A 23,126-nucleotide genomic window follows, 5' to 3' on the forward strand; every position below is an offset into this window, starting at 1 on the left:
GTTCGAGCAGGAACGCATGTGGTTCCTGTCCAAGCTCCATGGCGCTGCACCGGCCTTCCACGAGCGCGCGGGAGCCTGGATCAACGGGCAACTCGACGTGCACTCGTTGAAACAAGCATTCGTTGAAATCGCACAGCGACATGAGAGTCTTCGTACGACCTTTGTCGAGATTGGCGGACAGCCTGCGCAACGAATCGCTCCCGAGATTGAGCTCCCCTGGCGCGAGGAAGAAGCGCGAGGGATCGAGGAGAAGGCACTATCCCTGGCTCGCGAGGAGGTCTCCCGTCCTTTCGATTTGGAGCACGGTCTCCTCTGGCGGGTCTGTCTGGTGCGTCTGGATTTGCAGCGGCATCTGCTCGTGGTGACGATGCATCATCTCATCTCGGATGGAGACTGGACCCTGGGCCTGCTCTTCTCCGAGATCTTTTCCCTCTATATGGCGCGCCTTGAGGGGCGAGCGGCGGACGTCCCGCCCCTCGAGCTCCAATATCGGGACCATGCGCTCTGGCAGCGCGAGCATCTGCGGGGAGAGAAGATTGCTCGGCAGCTCGCCTGGTGGCGGGAACAGCTCCAGGGGATGTCTCCGGCGCTGGACCTGCCAGTGGATCGGCCTCGCCCCGCCATACAAGTCTTTGCAGGAAAAACAGCGGAGCGGGCTGTATCTTCCAAGCTTGCACAAGCCGCGAGAGCCCTGGCGGAACGAGAGGATGTCTCGCTTTTCGCGGTGCTGCTCTCGGGCCTGCAGGCCGTGCTTTACCGCTACACCCACCAGGATGACATCCCTGTGGGGACTCCCCTGGCGGGGCGGCAACTCGCCGGTGTGCGACACCTCTTGGGCTATTTTGGCAATCCTGTCGTGTTGCGCGGGCGCGTGGGGGATGATCCTTCTTTCCGTGAGTTCGTCCACCGGACCCAGCAAGGCTTCATCCAAGCCCAGGCTCACGGAGAGCTGTCTTTCAAGGATCTCGTCGAAGCGTTGGCACCCGCGAGAGACTTGAGCCGGCCTCCGCTCTTTCAGGTGCTTTTCGCCCTGAGAGATCCATGGCCCTCCCACCTCACGAGCCCGGCCCTCACCCTCACACCCGTTGATATCGAGTTGCCATTTGTCGCATATGAGCTCATGGCGTCCGCCCGAGACCTGGGGGCGGGCCTGAGCTTGAAGCTCGAATACAACAGTGAGCTGTTCCTGCCGGAGTTCGCTGCCCAGCTGCTCGGGCATTGGGAGACGCTGCTGCGCGGTGCCCTCGAGACGCCGGAGCAGCGGCTCTCTGAGATTTCACTGCTTTCCACCGAGGAGGAGCATCAACTCCTGTACGAATGGAACCAGACGCGGGCGGATTATCCGGAGGATATAACCATACAGGAGGCCTTCCAGACCCAGGTCCGTCGCGCCCCAGAGACGGTGGCCTTGGTCTTTGGCGACCGGCAGCTCACGTACCGCGAGCTGGATCGCCAGGCCCATCGGATCGCCTGTGCCCTCCGCCAGCGGGGGCTGAGGTCCGAGGACCGAGTGGCCCTCTTCACCCAGCGCTCGCCCGAGACGATCATCGCCATGCTCGCCATTCTCAAGGCAGGCGGTGCCTATGTGCCCCTCGACCCAGAGCTCCCCGCCGAGCGGCTGGCCTGGATGATCGAGGACGCCCAAGCCCGGGTGGTGGTGGCGGTGGGCTCGTCCCCGCTCCCTCTTCCGCTGGAGGGCCTTGAACTCCTCCGGGTCGAGGCAGCGGAAGGTTCTCCTGCTGGCGAGGAGCTGGCCCCGCTGCCGAACGAGGCCCGCAGCGGCCATCTGGCCTATGTCCTCTACACCTCGGGCTCGACGGGCACTCCGAAAGGTGTCGCCATTACCCAGCGCTCCGTGGTCCAGCTTGCCTTCCACGCTGACGTGAGCCCGGACGATCGCGTCCTGCAGAGCACCACCTACTCATTCGACGTGTCGGTGTATGAGATATGGGGCGCGCTCCTCAACGGAGCCCGTGTCGTCGTCGGCGCGCGAGACCTCACCCTGTCTCCTCAGGCGCTCGGGGAAGAGCTGCGTCGTCAGGCCATCACCGTGTGCTGCCTGACCCCCGCGGTGTTCAACAACCTGGTCCGGCAAGCGCCATCGCTCTTCCGGCCCCTCCGGGCTGTGCTCCTCGCTGGCGAGGCCCTGGATCCCAACTGGGTCCGCGTGGCTCTCGGGGAGGGGCACCCGCAGTTCTTCAACGCGTACGGTCCTACCGAGGCCACCGTCTACGCCCTCCTCCACCCCATCACGGAGGTAGCGGAGGGTGCCACTTCCGTCCCGATCGGACGGCCCATGCCGAATGTGCAGGCCTACGTGCTCGATCGCCATCTGCGACCGGTTCCTCGGGGCGTGCCAGGCGAGCTGTATCTCGGCGGAGAAGGACTGGCCCGAGGGTATTGGCGCCGACAGGATCTCACGGCGGAGCGCTTCATCCCCCATCCCTTCTCGCCCGAACCCGAAGCCCGGCTCTACAGGACGGGGGACCTCGTCCGATATCTCCCGGGAGGACTGCTCGACTTCCTCGGGCGGATCGATCATCAGGTCAAGGTCCGAGGCTTCCGGATCGAACTCGGAGAGATCGAAGCCGTGCTGGGCGATCACCCGGCGGTGAGGCAGGTCGTCGTCGCGGCACGCGCGCTGGGACAAGCTGACAAGCAGCTCGTGGCCTACATCGTCCCGCAGGCGAGTCCGCCTCCCTCCATCACGGACTTGCGGGAGTACCTGGCGCGGAAGCTGCCGGCCTACATGGTGCCGGCCTTCTTCGTCATGCTGGATGCCCTGCCCTTGAATCCCAATGGCAAGGTGGACCGTCGCGCCCTGCCAGTCCCCGATGGGACGCGTCCGGAGCTGGCGCAGGAGTTCGTGGCCCCGCGCACTCCCACGGAGCAGGCGCTGGCGGCCATCTGGAAGGAGTGCCTCTCCCTGGACCGTGTCGGGCTCCACGACGACTTCTTCGCGCTGGGAGGGCACTCGCTGCGCGCCCTGCAGGTGACGGCGCGGATACGCCAGCACTTCCAGGTGGATGTTCCCCTGCGCTCCTTCTTCTCCCATCCCACGCTGGCCGGGCTGGTGGACCTGCTGAGCCAGGCCCGAGGCGGGGAGCAGACCCCCTCCTCCATCACCTCCGCGTCCCGTGGCGCCATCGTGCCGCTCTCCTTCGGTCAGGAGCGGCTCTGGTTCCTTCAGCAGTTGGCCCCGGCGAGCGCCGCGTACAACTACCCGGCGTTCTTCCGGGTACACGGGCCGCTCGACGCCGATGCTCTGGAGAAGAGTCTCCAGGCGCTCGTCTCCCGTCACGAGTCCCTGCGAACTCACTTCTCCGAGATCGATGGCCAGCCTGTGCAAGTGATTGCGGCGCACCTGCCGCTGCACCTCGAGCGCTTCGACCTGCGGGGCCTGCCGCCCGAAGAGCAGCGGCGGGAAGTCCAGCGACGCGCTGAGGATGATGCAAGACGCCCCTTCGACCTCCTTCGGGCGCCCCTGCTGCGAGCGAGCCTCCTGACGCTGGGGGACGACGCGCACGTGCTGCTGATCAACCTCCACCACTCGGTCACGGACGGGTGGTCCATGGACGTGCTCTACGCTGAGCTGGAGGCCCTTTATGGTGGCCTGGCCAGGGGTCAGCCTCCCGCCCTGCCGGCGCTTGCGCTGCAGTATGCCGATTATGCGGTCTGGCAGCGGCAGTGGGCCGAGACTCCAGCGCTGGAGGAGCAGCTCACCTGGTGGAAGCAGCAGCTCGCGGGGGTGCCCCCGGTCCTGGAGTTGCCAACGGATCGGCCTCGGCCCCCGGTCCAGGATTTCCGCGGCGCACTCGTGCCCTTCCGGGTGGGCCGGGAGACCTCCGCGGCGCTGCGGGCCCTGGCAGCCCAGGAGCGCGTCACGCCTACGATGGTGCTGCTCGCCGCGTTCCAGGCGTTGCTCCACCGCTACACCGGCCAGGAGGAGTTCCTCGTCGGCATGCCTCATGCCAACCGGGATCGGCCAGAGATGGCGGGGGTGGTGGGCTTCTTCGTCAACACCCTGCCGATGCGGGCCGATCTCTCGGGGGAGCCGTCTTTCCGGACGCTGCTGGCCCGCGTACGAGAGACGAGCCTGGGCGCGCATGAGCACGCGGAGGTCCCCTTCGAGCGCCTGGTGAAGGCGTTGCGGCCCGAGCGAGACCTCAGCACGCTCCCGTTGGTGCAGGTGATGTTCGCCCCTCAGGTCTCCAAGCTGGGACGGCTGAAGCTGCCTGGGCTGGGAGTGGAACCGCTCGGGGTGGATCCGGGTCGAGCTACCTTCGATCTCACCCTCTTCTCCTGGGAGGAGTCCGACACGCTCGCGGGCCAATGGGAGTACTCCACGGCCCTCTTCGAGCGGAGCACCCTCGAGCGTATGGCGGGGCACCTGTGCAGACTCCTGGAGAGGGCCCTCCAGCAGCCGGATGCCAGGCTCTCGGCGCTGCCAATGCTGGGAGACGAAGAGCGGCAGCAACTGCTGGTGCAGTGGAATGACACCGCCGCCACCTACCCCCGGGATTCCACGATTCCTGAAGCCTTCGCCGAACAAGTCCTCAGGGCTCCGGAGTCCGTGGCCGTGCAGTTCGGCTCGCAGCAGCTCACCTACCGGCAACTGGACCTGCGCGCCAACCAGCTCGCCTGGCGGTTGCGCCGCATGGGCGTGGGCCCGGACTCGCGCGTGGCGATTGCCATGGAGCGCTCTCTGGAGCTCGTCATCGCCCTGGTGGGCATTCTCAAGGCAGGCGGCGCCTACGTCCCTCTCGACACCGAATACCCTCGCGAGCGCCTGGCCCTCATGCTCGAGGATGCGCGGCCCGATGCCCTCGTCACCACCACGGCCTTGCTGCCGAAGATCCCCGCCCAGGGGCTGCCTCAGCTGCTCGTGGACGAGGCCCGGCTGGAAGAGGAACCTTCCTCCGCCCCGGACTCGGGAGTGACGGCTCGCAACCTCGCGTACATCGACTTCACTTCAGGCTCCACCGGCCGGCCCAAGGGAGTCTGCATCGAGCACCGCTCGGTGCTGCGGTTGGTCAAGAACATCCGCTACGCCACGCTGGGCCCAGCGGAGACGCTCCTGCTGGCCTCGCCCCTCTCCTTCGACGCCTCCACCCTCGAGCTCTGGGGCAGCCTGCTCACGGGGGCCCGCCTCGCCGTCTTCCCGCCCCACCCTCCCGCGGATCCGCTGGAGCTGGCCGAGGTGCTCGCTCGCCATGGAGTGACCTGCCTCTATCTGTCGTCCGGGCTCTTCAGCCAGGCAGTGGACGTGGCGGCCCAGCAACTGGCGAGCGTGCGCCGCATCATCGTCGGCGGAGATGTGCTGTCCGCCCCCCACGTGCGCCGCATGGTGGAGCTGGGAGTGGCCATAACCAACGGCTACGGCCCCACTGAGTGCACCACCTTCGCGGTGGCCTGCTGCATGGAGCCCCACTCCCGCGTGGAGGACCCGGTGCCGCTGGGTCATCCCATCTCCAACACCACCGTCTACATCCTGGATAGGCACATGCAGCCGGTGCCGATCGGAGTGGCGGGCGAGCTCTATCTCGGCGGGGATGGATTGGCTCGCGGCTACGTGGGCCAGCCTGCGCTCACCGCGGAGCGCTTCGTGGCCGATCCCTTCGGCACCGAGCCCGAGGGCCGCCTCTACCGGACCGGAGATCGAGTCCGCTGGCGGAGCGATGGCACCCTCGAGTTCCTCGGCCGCCTGGACACCCAGGTGAAGGTGAGAGGCTATCGGATCGAACTCTCGGAGGTGGAGACCGCCCTGCTCGCCTTCCCCTCGGTGTCCAAGGCGGTGGCGGTGGCACGCGAGGACTCCCCCGGGCAGAAGCGCCTGGTGGGCTACGTCGTGGCTCCGCCCGAGCTGGACATGACCGCGCTGCGCGCCCACCTCACGGAGCGCTTGCCCAGGTACATGCTGCCTTCGGCGCTCGTGCGGCTCGAGGCGCTCCCCCTCACGCTCACCGGAAAGATCGAGCGCAGGGCGCTGCCTGCTCCCAGCACGTCCCGGCCTGGAACCGAGCAGAGCTTCGTGGCTCCGCGCTCGGAGCTCGAGCACGCGCTGGGAGCCATCTGGCGAGAGGTGCTGGGCGTGGAGCGCGTCAGCGTCGAGGATCCCTTCTTCGAGCTCGGTGGCCACTCGCTGCTGCTGGCACAGGTCCGAGCACGGATCCGCGAGCGGCTGGGGCGGGACATCGGGATGGTGACGCTCTTCCAGTACCCCACGATCCGCCAGCTCGCCGCCCACCTGAGTCCCGGTGAGCGGGAAGTGCCCAGGGTCTCGGCCGTCCAGGAGAAGACGGGCTCCGCGCCCGCGCGACGGGAGCACGCCATTGCCATCATCGGCATGGCCGGCCGCTTCCCGGGGGCCCGGAACCCACAGGCGCTGTGGGAGCTGTTGAGCGAGGGCCGCGAAGGGCTGAGCCACTTCACCCGTGAGGCGCTCCAAGATTCCGACGTGCCGCCGGAGCTCCTACAGGCTCCCTCTTTCGTCCCGTCCCTGGGCATGCTCGAGGATGCCGCCCGCTTCGATGCCGCCTTCTTCGGGTACTCACCCCAGGAGGCACAGCTCACCGATCCTCAGCAGCGCCTCTTCCTCGAGAGCTGCTGGGAGGCCCTGGAGGACAGCGGCTACGACCCACGCCGCTACCCTGGCGGCATCGGCGTGTTCGGCGGCGCGGGGGTGCCGCGCTACTGGTTGCAGCAAGTGGCCTCGCTGGCTCCCGCGCAGGGCAGCTCGAGCGACTATCGGGCGATTGTCGGCAATGGCAACGACTTCCTGGCGACGCGGGTGGCCTACAAGCTGGGACTGCGTGGCCCCGCGCTGAGCTTGCAGACGGCCTGCTCGACTTCGCTCGTTGCCATCCACCTGGCCTGCCAGAATCTTCTGTCCCGCCAGTGCGACATGGCGCTGGCCGGCGGTGTGTCGCTGTTCTCGCTTGGCCCCTCTGGCTATCCCTACGAGGAGGGCGGGATCCTCTCTCCCGATGGCTCTTGCCGCCCCTTCGATGAGCAGGCCCGAGGGACTGTTCCCAGCAGTGGAGTGGCCGTGGTGGTGCTCAAGCGGCTGGAGGACGCGCTGGCGAATGGCGACACCATCCATGCCGTCATCCTCGGCTCGGCCATCAACAACGACGGCGCACAGAAGATCGGCTACACCGCCCCCAGCATCGAGGGACAGGCCGAGGTCATCGTCAAAGCCCAGGACGCGGCGGGAGTGACCCCTGAGACCCTGAGCTACGTCGAAGCGCACGGGACGGGCACACCGCTGGGAGATCCCATCGAGGTCGCGGCCCTCACGAAGGCGTTCAACCGTGCCCCGGTCCCGAAGCAGTCCTGCGCCCTCGGCTCGCTCAAGAGCAACCTGGGACACCTGGACGCGGCGGCTGGGGTGGCAGGCCTGCTCAAGGTGGCCCTCTCCCTCGAGCACCAGCTCATCCCCGCCACCCGGCACTTCCACCGCCCCAACCCGGAGCTCGCGCTCGAGGACAGTCCCTTCTTCGTGAATGCCCAGCCGCTCCCATGGCCGCGTGGAGAGCGCCCGCGCCGCGCCGCCGTGAGCGCCTTCGGCATCGGTGGAACCAATGCCCATGCCATCCTGGAAGAGGCTCCCCCGCGCCCGCCGTCTGGCCCTTCGCGCTCCTGGCAGTTGCTGACGTTGTCCGGCCGCACCGCCACGGCGCTCGAGACGGCCACCGACAGGCTGAGCGAGCACTTGCGGCAACAGCCAGCGCTGCCGCTGCCGGATGTGGCGTTCACCCTCCAGCAGGGACGAGCGGCCTTCGAGCACCGCCGGGTCGTGGTCTGCGAGAGCCATGAGGCCGCGGCCTCCGCGCTGGCTTCACGCGAGAGCGCGAAGGTCTTCGATGGAGCCGTCCAGCCGCAGCCGCCCCAGGTGATCTTCATGTTCCCGGGCGGGGGCACCCAACACGTGGGGATGGGGCGAGAGCTCTACCAGGGCGAGCCCGTCTACCGAGAGGCGCTCGACCGCTGTGCCAGTCTCTTTGGCCGGGAGCTGGGGTGCGACCTGCGCCCGCTGCTGTTCGCCGAGGAGGCGCAGCACGCCGAGGCCACGTCCCAGCTCCTGCGCCCTTCGCTCAACATGGCCTCCATCTTCTGCACCGAGTACGCGCTGGCGCAGCTGCTGCTCTCCTGGGGGCTGCGTCCCTCCGCGCTGACCGGACACAGCCTGGGCGAATACACAGCCGCCACGCTCGCCGGCGTGCTGTCGCTCGAGGACGCGGTGGCCCTGGTGGCCCTGCGCGGGCGGCTGTGTGACACGATGCCCGAGTCCGCCATGTTGAGCGTGCCGCTGCCAGAGGCGGCGCTCTCTGGCAAATGGGCCCAGGGAGTCTCTCTCGCGGCGGTTAATGGGCCCGCTCACTGCGTGGTCGCGGGCCGCAAGGAGGAGATCGAGCGGATGGAGGCGACGCTGCGCGCTGGGGGCGTCGAGACCCAGCGTCTGTCGCTGGCGGGAGCCTCCCACTCGCCGCTGGTGGAACCCTTCGCGGCCCGCCTCACGGAGCGCGCGGCCTCGATGAAGTTCCAGGCCCCTGCCATCCCGCTCGTCTCCAACCTCACGGGCACCTGGATGAGCGAGGCGGATGCGCTCGATCCCTCTTACTGGGCCCGCCACCTGCGAGGAACGGTGCGGTTCGCCGACGGGCTCTCGACCTTGCTGGCGCTGCCAGCGCCCGTGCTCATCGAGGTGGGGCCAGGCAGGGTGCTGTCCTCCCTGACGCGCTTCCATCCGCAGGCAGGGAAGGCACGCCTGGTGACGAGTACCTTGTCCACTGTCCACGCTGACCGCGGCGATCTGGAATCCCTGCTGGGCGCGGTGGGGAAGCTCTGGTGTGTGGGAGGCGAAGTCGACTGGGCAGCCTTCTCTCGCGCAGAGCGGCGGCAGCGCGTGCCCCTGCCTACCTACCCGTTCGAGGGGCGCGAGCACCTCCTCGCGGTGGCAGCCGCCGAGCAACCCTTGGGGAGACCGCGCCCGCCTTCCGCGGCACGGGGCTCACCCGTGGCTTCCGAACCAGACTCCCAGAGCGTCCAGCCTCCCCCCGTTCCCATCATGAAGGCTCCCCCTACTGGCCGAGGCGCGATCGAGCAGGCCGTGGCGAAACTCTGGAGCGAAGTGCTCGGCGTCCATTCCATCCGGCCGAATGATCACTTCATCGACGTCGGCGGATCCTCGCTCATTGCCTTGCAGCTTCGCACCCGGCTGAAAGAGCGGCTCGGCGTGGCACTGCCTGTCCACGCGCTGGTAGAGAACCCCAGGTTTGCTCAGCTGGTGGAGGCGGTCTGGGCAACGCTCACAGCCTCCACAGCCTCGCCCAAGGTGCCGGCCGCGCCGCGGGGACGCCTGTTGGTCTGCCTTCAGGCTGGGGATGCCAAAACCCCTCCCCTCTACCTGGTCCAGCCCATTGGTGGCACGGTCTACACATACATGAGTCTGGCCCGACAGCTCGGTCCTCAGCAGCCGGTGTATGCCTTCCGAGCCTCGGGCATCGAGCCGGGCGAACCCATCCATCCCGACGTGCCGACCATGGCCGCGTATAACATCGCCGAGCTGCTGGAGCGCCAGCCCCAAGGGCCTTTCCAGCTGGGCGGGCATTCCTCTGGAGGTGCCGTGGCCTACGAAATGGCCCGCCAGCTCGTCCAGCGAGGCCTGGAGGTCTCTTCCGTGGTGCTCATGGACACGCCGCCTCTGCCCCTGAGCCAACTCCAGGTCAACCACCCCGAGGATCTGCTGCGCCTGGTGGATCCTTTCCGCGAGCGGGCCCCCGCGGCCTGGGAGGGTTTCGCGAGCGCCGTCGCAAAAGACTCCCCCTTCCGGGAGCTCCTCCTGGTGCACGCCCATGCCTTGGCCGCCTACGCGCCCAAACGCAGCCAGCTCCCCCTGGTCTATCTCCGCGCCCGGGAGCGAAATGAGATGTTGGATCGCCACGCCGAGCGCTGGTGGATGGACCACACAGACGGTGGATTCTCCATGCACGGCGTTCCCGGCAATCACTTCACCATGATGGAGCCAGCCCATGTCGCGGCTGTGGCCCGCCTCATACGCCAGAACCTCGTGGAGGGGGGAGAGAGGCCCTACCTGCCCAGCGAGGGAGCACGAACCGGTGAAGGAGTTCGCTAGGGATTGAGCGATTCTCAAGTCTTTCCTGATCAGCCGGGCCGCGGCCCGGGAAAGGCGCGCGGGACCTGCCTGTAATAAGGTCCCGCGGCATGACCCTTCCGGCAGCGCTCTCGTCCCCCAGCGGCCCGCCCGCTCAAGAAGGAATGGCGATCTTTGACTCCTCTGGGCGGCTGACCGAGTGCAGCACCGAGTTCGCTCTGTTGCTCGGAGAGAAACCCCAGGCGCTCCTCGGCCGTGCGTATGAGGAGCTCCCCCTCTCCTCGGGCAACCCCGCCCTGTCCCTGGTCCGGCAGGCCCAGCAGACGGGACGGGCCGCCTCCCAGAACCTCGCCGTGGGTGAGGCCCTGCTGCGAGTCAGCGCCCAGCCACTGCTGACTCGTGAGGGCGGCCCGCCTCATGTGGCCGTGACGCTCATGCCGGTCGAGCAGGATCAGGCGCCGCGGGAACGGATGCGGCAACTCGAGACGGAGCTCGCCCGGTTCCGCGCGCTGTTCGAGAACCTGCCGCTGATCTTCTGGACCATGAAGCCGGACGGCACGCCCGAGTACCTCAACCGGTTCTGGTACCGGTTCACGGGCCGCTCTCCGAGCCAGACGGACCCCGATTCGTGGCAGCAAGTCATCCATCCGGAGGATCTCCCCGGCCTTCTCCAAAAAAGGCGCCACCACCTGGCCACCGGCGAGCCCTACGAGCTGGAGTGCCGGTACCGGCGGCACGATGGAGCCTGGATCTGGCACCGCACTCGAGGCTTCCCGTTGCGCGATGCCGAAGGCCGCATCCTCTCCTGGCTCGGCTGCAGCATGGATATCCAGGAGAGCCGAGCCGCCGTCGAGGGGGCGGAGGAGGAGCGCCGCAAGTCGGAGCAGGTGCGCGCGGCGCTTGATACCTTCTTCGATGCCGTCCCCGCGGGCATGGCGCTCTTCGACGAGCAGCTGCGCTACGTGCGCATCAACCGCCCCCTGGCGGACATGAACGGCCTGGCTGTCGAGGCCCACCTCGGGCACACGCCGCGCGAGCTGTTCCCGAACCTGGACCCCCATCCAGAAGACCTCTTCCGCAAGGTCCTCACCACGGGAGAGACGATCACCTTCGAGAGCACCGGCAAGTCACAGGCCTCCGACGAGGTGGGCACCTGGCTGGCGTGCACGGCGCCCGTGCGCACACCGGATGGCCACAGCGTGGGTGTGGTGATCGTGATCCTGGATATCTCGCACCGCAAGCGCGCCGAGGCCGAGCGCGATCGGCTCATTGCCGCGCTCGAGCGCAGCAACCGGGAGCTCGATCAGTTCGCCTATGTCGCGAGCCACGATCTCAAGGCCCCCCTGCGGGGCATCACCAACCTGGCGCAATGGATTGGGGATGACCTGAAGGACATCATGACCGACGAGACCCGCCAGCAGATGCGGTTGCTGACGGGACGAGTCCACCGGATGGAGGCGCTCATCAACGGCATCCTCGCCTACAGCCGTGCCGGCCGGGCGCATGCCCAGGCCGAGAGCGTCGACGTGGGAGCGCTCCTGACTGAGACGATCGAGCTGCTGTCCCCAACGCCTCCCGCCTCCATCCGGGTGGAAACCCCGATGCCCGTGCTGCACTGCGAGCGGGTGCCCCTTCAGCAGGTCTTCCTCAACCTCATGGGCAACGGGCTCAAGCACGCCCAGCGCCCGGATGCGCTCGTGAGGGTGCGCGGCACGGAGACGAGCAATGGCTGGGAGTTCTCCGTCTCCGACAATGGCCCCGGGATCGCTCCCGAGTACCACGAGCGAATCTGGGGCATCTTCCAGACGCTGAAGGCGCGGGATGAGATCGAGGGGACAGGCATTGGCCTGTCCGTGGTCCAGAAGATCGTGGAGACCCGCGGAGGATCCGTGCGGGTGGAGTCCGCGGCAGGCCAGGGAGCCACCTTCTTCTTCACCTGGCCCCGATCCACCCCGAAGAAATGAACTGAGAACCTGAATCATGCGAACCCTGAACATCCTGCTCGTGGAAGACGACGAAGTGGACGTGATGAATGTCCAGCGGTCCTTCAAGAAGAACAACATCAGCAATCCCCTCTACGTCGCGGGCAATGGCGTCGAGGCGCTGGAGATGCTGAGGAGCGGCGCGGTGCCCGGGCAGAACCGGCTCATCCTGCTGGACATCAACATGCCGAAGATGAATGGCATCGAGTTCCTGCGGGCCTTGCGCGCGGATCCCGCGCTGCGCACGAGCCCGGTGGTGGTGCTCACCACCTCCAACGACGACAAAGACCGGATGGAGAGCTTCGAGCTCAACGTGGCGGGCTACCTGCTCAAGCCGGTGACCTTCAACTCCTTCGTGGAGTTGATGCTGGCCCTCAACAAGTACTGGATGCTGGTGGAGATGCCCTGAGCCCCCGGGGGCCAGACAGGCCCAAGAAAAAGGGCCGGCTGCTCTCGCAACCGACCCTCTAAGTACCTGTTTTCTTTGGAGCCGACACCCAGATTTGAACTGGGGACCTACTGATTACGAATCAGTTGCTCTACCGACTGAGCTATGTCGGCACGACATGGAGGGGCGAATACCACGCACCCCCAGGGGGGGCAACGCCTTTTCTTCCAGCCCTCTCGCCTACCGACCGGTCGTGCGGTCACTCGTGACACAGTGCGTCGGCTAAGTGCCCGAGATTTCTCCTGTTTTCCATAAGAAGGGGGCCCGGCCGCAGGTTGATTCCCCAAAGAGCCTGTGAGCATAAGGGCACCGGCTTTACCCCCTTCGCCTCACGCAAGGAGCACGTCAGCACATGGCTAGCGAAGAGAACTTCATGCGCGCCCCCGCGCCCTCTCCCAAGCGCACCATCTACACGGAGGCGATGGAGATCTTCCACCGCGCCGCCGACATCATCGGACTCGACAAGCGCGTCAAGCTGGAGCTGGAAGAGCCTGACTACGAGCACATCTTCTACGTCACCACCAAGCTTAAGGACCGGCTGGTCCCGCTCGCCCCCGAGGAGGCCAAGGCCTTCTCTGATCTCTCCGTCACCCAGGTCCGCAACCCCGAGGGACTTGAGCGCCTGGCCGATGGGAAGATCATCCTCAATGGGCGCGCCCTGCTCGGCTCGGACGTCTCCATCCGCCGCGGCCACCTGCGCCTGCCGGACGGCGGCGTGTACCAGCTGGTCCCCGGCGAGTCCCAGCGCTTCAAGGCCTACCGCGTCCAGCACAACCAGGCCCGCGGCCCCTACAAGGGCGGTATCCGCTACCACCGCGAGGTGTCTCTGGATCTCTTCAAGGCCCTGGCCGCGGAGATGACCTGGAAGACGGCCATCTCCGAGGTTCCGTTCGGCGGCGGCAAGGGTGGCATCCAGATCGATCCGCGCCAGTACGGCCGCGAGGAGCTGGAGAACATCACCCTGCGCTTCATGTACAAGCTCAAGAGCCTGATCGGCCCCAACATCGACATCCCCGCCCCGGACGTGGGCACCAACGGGGACATCATGGCCCTCATGCTCCGCGAGTACTCGGACGGTGAGCGCGAGCGCCACAACATGCGCGGCATCGTCACCGGCAAGGACGTGCGCATCGGCGGCTCCGAGGGCCGCGTGAAGGCCACCGGCCAGGGCGTCGCCTACTGCATCGAGGACTACTTCGCCGACCGAGGCGAGACGGTGAAGGGCAAGACGTTCACCCTCCAGGGCTTCGGCAACGTGGGCAGCCACGGCGCCGCGATCCTCGCGCAGATGGGCGCCCGCCTGCTGGCCGTCAACGACGCGGACGGCTCCATCTTCAACGGGGACGGCATCGACGTGCCCTCCCTCATGGCCTACGTCAACGATCCGAAGAACCTCAAGAAGAGCGTGGCCGGCTTCCCCGGCGCCCAGCGGATCGAGAAGAAGGACCTCTGGGACATCCAGGCGGACATGCTCATCCCCGCCGCGCTCGGTGGCGAGATCACCGCCGATGTGGCCGAGCGCCTCAAGGTCAAGCTCATCGCCGAGGGCGCCAACGGCCCCACCACTCCCGAGGCCGACCGCGTGCTGCAGAAGCGCGGCATTGATCTCATCCCGGACATCATCGCCAACGCCGGCGGCGTGACGGTGAGCTACTACGAGTGGATCCAGAACAAGCGCATGGAGCGCTGGAGCGAGACCGAGGTGGATCAGCGCCTCGAGAAGGCGATGAAGCGCAACTACCGCATCATCCGCGACATCTCCCGCAACCAGCCGCGCAAGACGGAGATGCACGACAGCCGCAGCTACTGCGTCGGCAAGACGGTGGACCCGCGCTGCGCCGCGATGATCCTCGCGCTCAAGCGCATCGAGGCCCACTACCTGCTCGAGGGCTTCTCGCAGTAACCCGCCCGCGCCTCCCGGCGTGAGCCCCAGGGCCCGGTCTCCCTCGCGGAGCCGGGCCCTTCGTGTTTCCACCGCCTGCTCAGTGCATCACCCGCTCGCGATCCACCAGCAGCAGCGGCGCGTCGTCCTGTGTCTCGTACGCGACGATCCGCAGGCCCACGCCCCGGCTGTTGCCCTCGCGCCCGTCCTGCTTCCCGTACGACAGCGCCACCTGGTAGCGGACCTCGCACAGGCACGTCATCTCCGTGCCGTCCTCGCCCGCGAAGGTGATCTTCAGCTTCTCTCCCAGCGGCAGCGGCTCGCGCGTCTCCACGAACAAGCCCCGCGCGCTGATGTTGCGCCCGATACCGCGTGTCATCCCGTCCTGCGTGCTCAGGTACACGGTGAAGACCTTGTCGAACCGAAGATGTGCCCGGCGCTCGTTCACTCGGTGGTGCCTCCAAGAGGTGAGGCCCACAAACTACATGGTGGTTTCATGTAGTCAAAATATCTACTCCTCGCTACCTCCACGTACCCTTGGCAAAGGTGTGGCGGAAGGGCTGGGGAGTGGCCACGATCCGCCGCCCACCCTTCCCGGGAGCCTGTCCACCGTGAACCGATGCCTCGTCACCCTTGCCCTGCTGCTGCCCGCGATCGCCCTGGCGGATGTGGATCAACGCTTTGCCCGGCTGCGAGACGCCGCCGAGCCGCTGGGAGGCCTGAGCGCCTTCCTCAACCGCTACATCGGCGAGTGCGGAGACATGCTCGCCAGCCAGGACTGCCGCACCAAGGCGGATGAGTTCCGCAAGACGTACAAGGGCAAGAAGCTCTACATGATCATCACCGAGGATGTGGCGACGATGGTGTCCCCCGGCCCGTACCAGCCGCTCTCGGGCGACTACATCATCAACATCCTGCCCTTCTTCCCGGCCGGGAAGTACGCGCTGACGCACGGCACGCCGAAGAAGGCGGACGCGCAGGGCAACCCCATCCTCCCGCTGCTGAGCGTGTCCGGCACCACGCCCGAGGGGTGGAACGGCGGCATGTTCGCGCGGCTGTTCTCGTCCAGGGGCATCCGCGTGCAGGTCGTCTTCACGCCGCTGGACATCTGGAGCCTGTCCAAGCCCGGCGGCGGCAAGTCGTTCGGCGTGTCCGCCCGCGTGGAGGCCATCCTCCTCACGGAGGGGCGCACCGGCCAGGAGCTGGGGCTCTGGCTGGACGGCAAGGACGCGAACAAGAAGAAGAAGTAGCGCCCGCGCCGCGGCGGCAGGCTCACCGGGGGACCGCGTGCTCCTCGAAGCCGGGAGGAGGCCGGGGCGCGGCGCTGAGGGCGATGTCCCCCAGATCCAGCACCTGCCCTTCCACCAGCGTCACCGGCCGGCGCTCCATGCCTCGGGGGCGGGCCATGATGAGCAGCGTGTGCTCGCCTGGACTCAGCCCCTGCAAGGCAAAGTGCCCATCGGCTGCCACCTCATCGTCCAAGGTGCGAGGGTTCTCGCCTTCCACCATCACGAGGGCCTCGGTGATCGGCGCCTTCGTGGTGGCATCCACCAAGCGGCCGCGTACGCCCGCCGCGGACTTCACGGAGATCTCCACCTCCGCCGTGGCTCCCGAAGCCGGAGACGCCGTGGCCTCTCCGCGTGCTCCGTCCGCCGTGCGCACCACCAGGTTCAAGGGCTCGGTGGGCACGTCTGGCAGCTCGAAGCGATCGCCGGGGAACTCCCAGGAGCTGCCGCCCAGCATGAAGGGGCCATAGCGCTGGAGCTCGACGGAGAGGGTGAAGCCCTGCACGGGAGCGCCCCCGCTGGCGCGCACCACCCGGCCGCGCACCGAGGCCGCGGGCTGGAGCTTCACCACGACTTCGCGCTCTCCCGGCTTCACGCCCTGGACCTCGCCGCTGCGCCCCCCGTTGCTGGCTCTCACCTTCAGGCTGCCCGTGGGGGCGTTGGGCGTGGGGTTGGGAGGCAGGGCGACGGAGAAGTGCCCCTCACCGTCCGTCTCGGCCATGTTGCGCGGGCCTCGCCCCACGTCGGCGGACACCGTCACGAAGGTGTTGGGAGAAGGCGTGCCATCCGGCTCGAGGACGACGCCTTGGATCGTGTCAGCCGAGGGTTGTTCGTCCTCCCAGGTCAGCTCCACGTGGGCGGTCTTCCCCGCCTCCACCTGAACCGAGTTCATCTCCCGCGCTCGAGGCACTCCGCGGTCCCTCTCCTTGGGCACCACATGCAGCGAGTACCGGCCCGGCGGCAGCATCATCCGGAAGTTGCCGGCTGCATCCACCTGGGTCTGAGACAGGTCCGCTCCGCCGATACGGAAGCGCATGCCTCCGATCGGGAAGGTCATCACGGTCAGCAGATCGGCGGGCAAGCTCCCGGTGGCCGGACGTACCACGCCCTCCACGGTGCCGGTTTCCTCCAGCGTGAAGTCCGCGTGGGCCGTGCCGCCCTCCTTCACCTCCACCCGCTGACGCGCCCCGAGCGTCGCGCCCTGCCTCGTGGCGGAGAGCGACAAGGAGCCTGCGGCCAGCCCCTCAATCCGATAGTGGCCCTCGGCATCGGTGCGGGACTGGGCCATGGTCTCGCCGAGCGAGCCCCCCCAGGTGCTGCCTCCTGACACCTGCACGTCCTGAAGCGGCTGGCCCGCGCCGTCCTTCACCTGGCCCTCCACCGCGCCGGTGCCCGCGAGCTGGAGCTCCAGCGGGAAGCGATCGCCCGAGGACACCGTCAGCGCCCGCCGCTGCACGGTCGAGAAGCCCGGGGCACTCACGACGAGATCGTAACTGCCGGGGGCCAGGCCTCCCACGGAGAAGTGGCCCGAGCCGTCCGTCACCGCGCGTCCGGAGTCCCCGTTGTTGCCATAGGGGCTGACGTCGACACTGGCTCCAGAGACTGCCGCTCCCGTGGACCGCGCCACCACGCGGCCCTCCAGTACCGCGCCCTGGCCGAGCTTCACCCGGACATCCCGCACCGTCTTCCCCGCCGCCACGCTCACGGGCCTGTCCAGCGAGCCCGCCTCGTCGCCACGCCGCGCGGACACGGTGTACTGCCCGGGCTCCACCTCGACGGAGAACCCGCCGCCCTGGCCGGTGGTGGCCACCTGGGGCACGTGCCCGCTCACCTGGACCTCGGCGCCCGAGGCGGGGGTGCCCTGCGCATCCACCACGAAGCCCTCGATGACGGCGGCCTCCTGCAAGGCCACCGTGAGCCCCGTCGCGGGCACCTTCACGCTCCGCAGGAAGGCTTGTGCATGTCCCGGCGCGTGCGCCTCCAGCGCGTACTCTCCCGCCGCCAGCCCCTCCACGCGGAAGTTTCCCCGCTCGTCGCTCGAGGCGTACACCCGCTCCTCGGCGGGGGCCTCCGCGCGCTGGAAGGTCTCCAGCTTGTGGCCGTGCGCCGTGAGGACGAGCTCCACCAGCGGCACCGGCTCCTCCGAGCCCTTCGCCACCGTGCGGCCCGTGAGGGACTGGCCCGTCTCCACGCTCAGGCGCAGGGCTGTGCGCGCCTCGCCGTACGGGCGCACCACGTCGCGCAGCAGCGGCGCGTAGCCCTGTGCGTGCACCGCGGCCAGGTAGCCCCCGGGCCTCGAGGCGAGCCGTGCGTGCCCCTGCGCATCCGTGATGCCCGCGCTCGCCAGCCGCCACGAGATTTCGCCGAGGTTCGGATCTCGCGCGCCGCGCCAGTACAACCGCACGTTGGCGCCGGGCACGGGCCGCTCGCCCGCGAACACCTCCACCTCCAGCACTCCGTCCTGCTCGGTGGGAGCCTTTGCCAGCGCCGGAGTGCTGCCCGCGTCCGCACCGCCTCGCGCGCCGAGGTCCTCGGGGCTCTCGTTCTGCGGCGCCGTGCCGCCCCGCCCCGCCGGTGCCTGTCTCGACTCAGCAGTCTGCGCAGGGCCCGCGGACGAGGCCCCATCGGAGCCTGCCTGGCGCCAAAGGAATACGAGCACCAGCCCCACTGCCACCAGGATCGCCGCGATGATGAGCTTGCGCATATCGATTCACAGGAACGCGGCGCCAGGCGCCAGGGCTCAGGGGGAGAGCGCCACGTACTGTTGCACATCGCCACGCTGCACACGCAGCAGCACATGGGAGCCCGCCCCGCCCTTCTCCAGCGCGCTGCGCACGCCCGCCACGTCCTTCACCCGGTGGCGGTTCACCTCGGTGACGATGTCTCCGACAGTCAGGCCCGCCTGCTCCGCCGGGCTGCGCGGGACGATGCCCGTCACCAGCGCCCCCGCGTAGGGCTCGTATCCCATCTGACTGGCCACATCCGGCGAGAGATCCCTCAGCACCAGCCCCAGCTCGTCCACGTTGCCCGGGCTGTCCAGCGCCTGCAGCGTCTCCTGCGCCGGGCGCGCGGCCAGCTTCACCGACACCTCCTTCGTCTCGGTGCCGCGCATCAGCGTCAGCTTCGTCTCGGTGCCGGGCGCCAGCAGCGCCACCTTGCGCATCAACTGCAAGTACGAGCCAATGGGCTTGCCGTTCACGGCCACCACGCGATCCCCCGGGCGGATGCCCGCGTTGGCGGCGGGGCTGCGGCGGAAGACCTCCTTCACCATCAGGGGGCGCCCATCCTCGACCGGGACCGCATCGTCGATGTACACCCCGAGCCACCCGCGCTCCAGCCGGCCGTTCTCGCGCAGGTTGGGCAGCAGATCCTTCACCATGTTGATGGGCACCGCGAAGCCAATCCCCTGCCCCTGGCTCATGATGGCGGTGTTCACCCCCACCACCTCGCCGCGCATGTTGAAGAGCGGGCCGCCGGAGTTGCCCGGGTTGATCAGCGCGTCCGTCTGGATGAAGTCATCGAACACCCCCACGCCCAGCACCCGCTCCTTGGCGGAGATCATCCCGTGCGACACCGAGTGATCCAGCCCGAACGGGTTGCCGATCGCGGCCACCCAGTCCCCCACCTCGAGCCGATCCGAGTCGCCCAGGTACACCGCCGGCAGGTTCGCTGGCCCCACATCCCCCAGGCGCAGCAGCGCCACGTCCGTGGACGCGTCCCGCCCCACCACCTCGGCGTCGAACTCGCGCCCGTCCGCCAGCCGCACGACGATCTGCTGGGCCTTGGCCACCACGTGGTTGTTCGTCACCACCAGCCCATCCGGCGTGAGCACGAAGCCCGAGCCCGTCGAGCGCCCCGAGGCCCCCATCCGGTCCGGTGCATTCACCGTGGTGATGTTGACGACGCCCGCCTCCACCGCGTGGATCAACGGAGCCAGCGAGGTGGGTGCGACGAAGTGAGGAATGCCCGGGTCCCCCGCCTTGCGCTCGCGCCACAGCCCGAGCGCCCCGGAGCTCCCTGGGGTCTTCTCCCCCTGAGCGTTGAGGTAGGCCGCCTGTTCGCGAGCCCGGGCCTGGAGCCAGGCCTCCAGCCCCGAGTCGGCGCTCGCCGAGGTGGCGAGCACCAGGGTGAGCAGCAACAGGCAGCGAGGCGAGCCGAAGGAGTACATCAAACGGGACATGGCGACGGAGGCAACAGACACCCCCCTCGCCTATTTCCCACCGGGCAGCCGGTCAAGCCTGAGCTGGGGGCACGTACTTGGCCACCTTGACCCGGGCCGGGCGGATGATCCGGTCCTTCATGCGGTAGCCCGCCCGCACCTCGGCGACCACCCGCTGATCCTCCTCCGGCTGGGGGGTGATCTCCATGTCGGAGGCCTCGGCCGTGTTGGGATCAAACGGCTGCCCCACCAGCTGGAGGCGCTCGATGCCCAGGGACTGGACCTTGGAGAGCAGCCCGTCGCGGATCATCTTCACGCCCTGCCCCAGCGACGAGCTGGCCTCCTGCCCGCTCATGGTGAGGCAGCGATCCAGCTCGTCGATGGCCTCCAGGAGCGAGACGGCCACGTTGCCGCGCTCCACGTCCATCATCCGCTCGCGCTCGCGGGTGAGCCGCTGCTTGAACTCCTCGCGGTCCTTGTTCACCGCCTGGTAGGCCCGCGCCAGCTCATCCACCCGGCGGCGGGTGGCCTCCAGCTCGGCCTCCAAGCGCTGGCGCTCCGCATCCGCCGCCCCCTCGGGCGCCGCGCCTTCGGCCTGGGCCTGCTGCGAAGCCGCCGCCTCAGCGGGGCGAGCCTGATCCTGGGTGCTTTCCGGAGTACGGGGATTGCCGTCCATGTCGAACCTGCGTCGATCCATTGACGCGGGAGTACGCGCCGTGGTGGGTGTGGTCCACTTCCTACATCCCTGAACAGACCGAACGTAACCGCCGTCCCAGGTCTGTCAACGCGCGACCTGGGATTAGTGCTCGGAGGGAGCGGGCTCCTCTTCGGGAAGGAACCCGTGGTCCACCTGGCCAGTCACCTCGTCGATGATCTCCACCTGGGCGGCGCGGAGCGAGTAGTACAGCAACCACCGCTCGGCTGCTGTGAGCGTCCCAGCAGGCAGCGCAGTCTCGATTTCCTGCACCGTCAGCCGCCCGTCGCGCAACCCCTTCGCGAAGAGCTCCTTCCGGGCCATGTAGCTCTTTCCGATCCTGTTCTCCACGACCGCCGCCTCCTGTTCGTCCAAAGGTAATTCTTCTTTTTGACGCTGCAGGACGCGGGCCGTTCCGACGCCTGCCCCCGAGGGAAGCAGGCGCTCAGACGTCAGAGGAGCTGCTGGCGTGCTGGGTAGTAGGATTCCCTTCCTGCTCGCCGGCAGGGTGAGCGGCGACAACCTGGCGTGCCTCCGGGTGGATGAGCCCGCGATCGGCGAGCACCTTGGGCCCCAGCAGGGCCACCATGGCCTCCTCCTCCACCACCTCGATGGCGAGCAGGCGCGCGGCCAGGGCATGCACCTTGTCGCGGTTGGTGTTGAGCACCTCGCGGGCCCGGTCGAGCGCCTCGCTCACGAGCTTGCGGACCTCATCATCCACCAAGCGCGCCGTCTGCTCGGAGTAGGACCGGGACTCGGGCAGGCCCGCCGAGCGCAGGAAGGCCGCGCCCGAATCGCTGCCGAGCGCCACCGGCCCCAGCGAGCTCATGCCGTAGTCGCGCACCATCAGCCGGGCGATCTCCGTGGCCTGCTTGATGTCGTTGGAGGCGCCGGTGGAGATCTCCCCGATGAAGAGCTCCTCCGCGGCGCGGCCGCCCATCATCCCGGCCATCTTGTCGCGCAGCTCCTCCAGCGACATGAGGTAGCGGTCCTCCAGCGGCAGGGACATGGTGTAGCCCAGCGCGGCGAGGCCTCGAGGGATGATGGAGACCTTCGTCACCCGCTCGGCGTGAGGCAGCATCCAGCCCACCACGGCGTGGCCGGCCTCGTGGTGCGCGACGATCTCCTTCTCGCGCTCGTTCATGCGGCGGTTCTTCTTCTCCAGGCCCGCCACCACGCGCTCGATGGCCTCCTCGAAGTCCGCGCGCATCACGAAGTCGCGGTTGCGCCGGGCGGCCAGCAGCGCCGCCTCGTTCACCACGTTGGCCAGGTCCGCGCCCGCGAAGCCCGGCGTGCGCGCGGCGATGCCCTTGAGGTCCACGTCCGGCCCCAGCTTCACGTTGCGCGAGTGGATCACCAGCACCTGCTCGCGGCCCCGCTTGTCCGGCCGGTCCACCAGCACCTGGCGATCGAAGCGGCCCGGGCGCATCAGCGCGCTGTCCAGGATCTCCGGCCGGTTGGTGGCCGCGAGGATGATCAGGCCCGTGCGCCCATCGAAGCCGTCCATCTCCGCCAGCAGCTGGTTGAGCGTCTGCTCGCGCTCGTCATGGCCGCCAGCCACGCCCGCGTTGCGGCTCTTGCCGATGGCGTCCAGCTCGTCGATGAAGATGATGCACGGCGCCTTGGCGTTGGCCTGAGCGAACAAGTCCCGGACTCGCGCGGCACCCACGCCCACGAACATCTCCACGAACTCGGAGCCGGAGAGGCTGAAGAACGGCACGCCCGCCTCACCGGCCACGGCGCGGGCCAGCAGCGTCTTGCCGGTGCCCGGCGGGCCCACCAACAGCACGCCCTTGGGGATGCGGCCCCCCAGGCGGCGGAACTTCTCCGGCGTCTTGAGGAACTCGACGATCTCGCGCAGCTCGTCCACGGCCTCGTCCACGCCGGCCACGTCCTTGAAGCCCACGCCGGTGTCAGCCTCGGCCTGCACCTTCGCGCGTGTCTTGCCGAAGCTCATCACGCTCTGCGGGCCCTGGCCGATGCCGCCCGTCACCCGGCGCATCATGAAGCTCCAGAACAGGAGCACCAGCCCCATGGGGACCAGCCAGATCCACACCATCTCGGACAGGCCGGACTGGGGCACCGCCTCGTACGCGATGCCCTTCTGCTCGAGCAGATCCACGAGCTTGTCGTCCCCGGGAACCTTGTAGGCCATCAACGGCAGCTCATTGAGCTCCCCGCGCAGCGCCCGCTCCTGGCCCGGCTGCGGCGCGGGCTGCGTGGAGCCCGCCTTGAGGAAGCCCTTCACCCACTCGGGAGAGATCTGCACCTTGTTGAACTGATCGCTCTCCACCTTCTGGCGGAACTCGCTGTAGGTGACCCGGCGAACGCCCGCATCCTGGAAGACGTTACGGAACAGCAGGAAGCCCAGCACCAACAGCAGGATGTAGCCGATGGGTGAGCCCAGCTTGAACCCCTTGCCCGGCGTCGTTGGCTTCTCGGGCTTCCTGGCGCGGGGGCCAGTCCCTCCAGAAGGTGTTGGATCCTGCTGCTTCATCGTCGGCACGCTCGCCCCTCCCCCAAGCCTCGCTCCCATGTGGCGAGGCGTCACACCTGCC

Annotated in this window: 11 protein-coding genes and 1 tRNA gene; 5 read left to right on the plus strand and 7 right to left on the minus strand. The window is 68.2% G+C overall.

The features are described 5' to 3' along the window. The first annotated feature begins 16 nt into the window (after nucleotides 1-16). The 3 genes from ACJ8AT_RS20575 to ACJ8AT_RS20585 all read left to right on the plus strand — a co-directional run bounded on the left by ACJ8AT_RS20575 (nucleotide 17) and on the right by ACJ8AT_RS20585 (nucleotide 12,508). Nucleotides 17-10,138, plus strand: a complete 10,122-nt coding sequence (locus ACJ8AT_RS20575; protein ID WP_407739503.1) for an amino acid adenylation domain-containing protein — start codon at nucleotides 17-19, stop codon at nucleotides 10,136-10,138. A 143-nt stretch (nucleotides 10,139-10,281) separates the two neighbouring features. Further along, nucleotides 10,282-12,081: a PAS domain-containing protein gene (locus ACJ8AT_RS20580; RefSeq protein ID WP_407739482.1), complete on the plus strand. Its 1,800-nt coding sequence runs from the start codon at nucleotides 10,282-10,284 to the stop codon at nucleotides 12,079-12,081. A gap of 16 nt (nucleotides 12,082-12,097) precedes the next feature. Continuing rightward, nucleotides 12,098-12,508 (plus strand): response regulator, encoded by a 411-nt coding sequence (locus tag ACJ8AT_RS20585; protein WP_407739483.1) that lies wholly within the window; start codon nucleotides 12,098-12,100, stop codon nucleotides 12,506-12,508. 76 nt (nucleotides 12,509-12,584) lie between these two features. On the opposite strand, the gene ACJ8AT_RS20590 is transcribed toward ACJ8AT_RS20585, so the two are convergent. Then, nucleotides 12,585-12,660, minus strand: a tRNA-Thr gene (locus ACJ8AT_RS20590). Nucleotides 12,661-12,899: 239 nt separating this feature from the next. On the opposite strand from ACJ8AT_RS20590, the gene ACJ8AT_RS20595 reads away from it, so the two are divergent. Next, nucleotides 12,900-14,450, plus strand: a complete 1,551-nt coding sequence (locus ACJ8AT_RS20595) for a Glu/Leu/Phe/Val family dehydrogenase (RefSeq protein ID WP_407739484.1) — start codon at nucleotides 12,900-12,902, stop codon at nucleotides 14,448-14,450. A gap of 79 nt (nucleotides 14,451-14,529) precedes the next feature. On the opposite strand, the gene ACJ8AT_RS20600 is transcribed toward ACJ8AT_RS20595, so the two are convergent. Beyond that, nucleotides 14,530-14,877, minus strand: a complete 348-nt coding sequence (locus ACJ8AT_RS20600; protein ID WP_407739485.1) for a PilZ domain-containing protein — start codon at nucleotides 14,875-14,877, stop codon at nucleotides 14,530-14,532. Nucleotides 14,878-15,040: 163 nt separating this feature from the next. Between ACJ8AT_RS20600 and ACJ8AT_RS20605 the strand changes: the two genes are divergently transcribed. Next, nucleotides 15,041-15,679 carry a DUF6066 family protein gene (locus ACJ8AT_RS20605; protein WP_407739486.1) on the plus strand — a complete coding sequence of 213 codons (639 nt, stop codon included), beginning with the start codon at nucleotides 15,041-15,043 and terminating at the stop codon, nucleotides 15,677-15,679. A 22-nt stretch (nucleotides 15,680-15,701) separates the two neighbouring features. Here ACJ8AT_RS20605 and ACJ8AT_RS20610 read toward each other — a convergent pair whose 3' ends face one another. The 5 genes from ACJ8AT_RS20610 to ftsH all read right to left on the minus strand — a co-directional run bounded on the left by ACJ8AT_RS20610 (nucleotide 15,702) and on the right by ftsH (nucleotide 23,065). Continuing rightward, the gene (locus ACJ8AT_RS20610; protein WP_407739487.1) at nucleotides 15,702-18,419 is read right to left on the minus strand and encodes a carboxypeptidase regulatory-like domain-containing protein; all 2,718 of its coding nucleotides are present in this window, start codon (nucleotides 18,417-18,419) and stop codon (nucleotides 15,702-15,704) included. A gap of 36 nt (nucleotides 18,420-18,455) precedes the next feature. Then, entirely contained in the window at nucleotides 18,456-19,895 is a 1,440-nt protein-coding gene (locus ACJ8AT_RS20615) for a trypsin-like peptidase domain-containing protein (RefSeq protein WP_407739488.1), read from the minus strand. 52 nt (nucleotides 19,896-19,947) lie between these two features. Continuing rightward, a complete protein-coding gene (locus ACJ8AT_RS20620) occupies nucleotides 19,948-20,571 on the minus strand; it encodes a nucleotide exchange factor GrpE (RefSeq protein WP_407739489.1) in 624 nt (207 codons plus the stop codon). A 102-nt stretch (nucleotides 20,572-20,673) separates the two neighbouring features. Then, entirely contained in the window at nucleotides 20,674-20,919 is a 246-nt protein-coding gene (locus tag ACJ8AT_RS20625; RefSeq protein ID WP_407739490.1) for a hypothetical protein, read from the minus strand. Between the two features lie 94 nt (nucleotides 20,920-21,013). Next, entirely contained in the window at nucleotides 21,014-23,065 is a 2,052-nt protein-coding gene (gene ftsH / locus ACJ8AT_RS20630) for an ATP-dependent zinc metalloprotease FtsH (RefSeq protein WP_407739504.1), read from the minus strand. Nucleotides 23,066-23,126 lie beyond the last annotated feature (61 nt).

Source organism: Hyalangium sp., from assembly GCF_045802625.1.
In the GTDB taxonomy this organism is placed as follows: Bacteria; Myxococcota; Myxococcia; order Myxococcales; family Myxococcaceae; genus Hyalangium.

Excerpts from the sequence above, each read along its gene's own strand:
- ACJ8AT_RS20615 (WP_407739488.1), bottom strand. The coding sequence starts at position 19,895 with ATGTCCCGTTTGATGTACTCCTTCGGCTCGCCTCGCTGCCTGTTGCTG.
- ACJ8AT_RS20575 (WP_407739503.1), top strand. The coding sequence starts at position 17 with ATGTGGTTCCTGTCCAAGCTCCATGGCGCTGCACCGGCCTTCCACGAG.
- ACJ8AT_RS20585 (WP_407739483.1), top strand. The coding sequence starts at position 12,098 with ATGCGAACCCTGAACATCCTGCTCGTGGAAGACGACGAAGTGGACGTG.
- ftsH (WP_407739504.1), bottom strand. The coding sequence starts at position 23,065 with ATGAAGCAGCAGGATCCAACACCTTCTGGAGGGACTGGCCCCCGCGCC.
- ACJ8AT_RS20580 (WP_407739482.1), top strand. The coding sequence starts at position 10,282 with ATGGCGATCTTTGACTCCTCTGGGCGGCTGACCGAGTGCAGCACCGAG.
- ACJ8AT_RS20610 (WP_407739487.1), bottom strand. The coding sequence starts at position 18,419 with ATGCGCAAGCTCATCATCGCGGCGATCCTGGTGGCAGTGGGGCTGGTG.
- ACJ8AT_RS20595 (WP_407739484.1), top strand. The coding sequence starts at position 12,900 with ATGGCTAGCGAAGAGAACTTCATGCGCGCCCCCGCGCCCTCTCCCAAG.
- ACJ8AT_RS20620 (WP_407739489.1), bottom strand. The coding sequence starts at position 20,571 with ATGGATCGACGCAGGTTCGACATGGACGGCAATCCCCGTACTCCGGAA.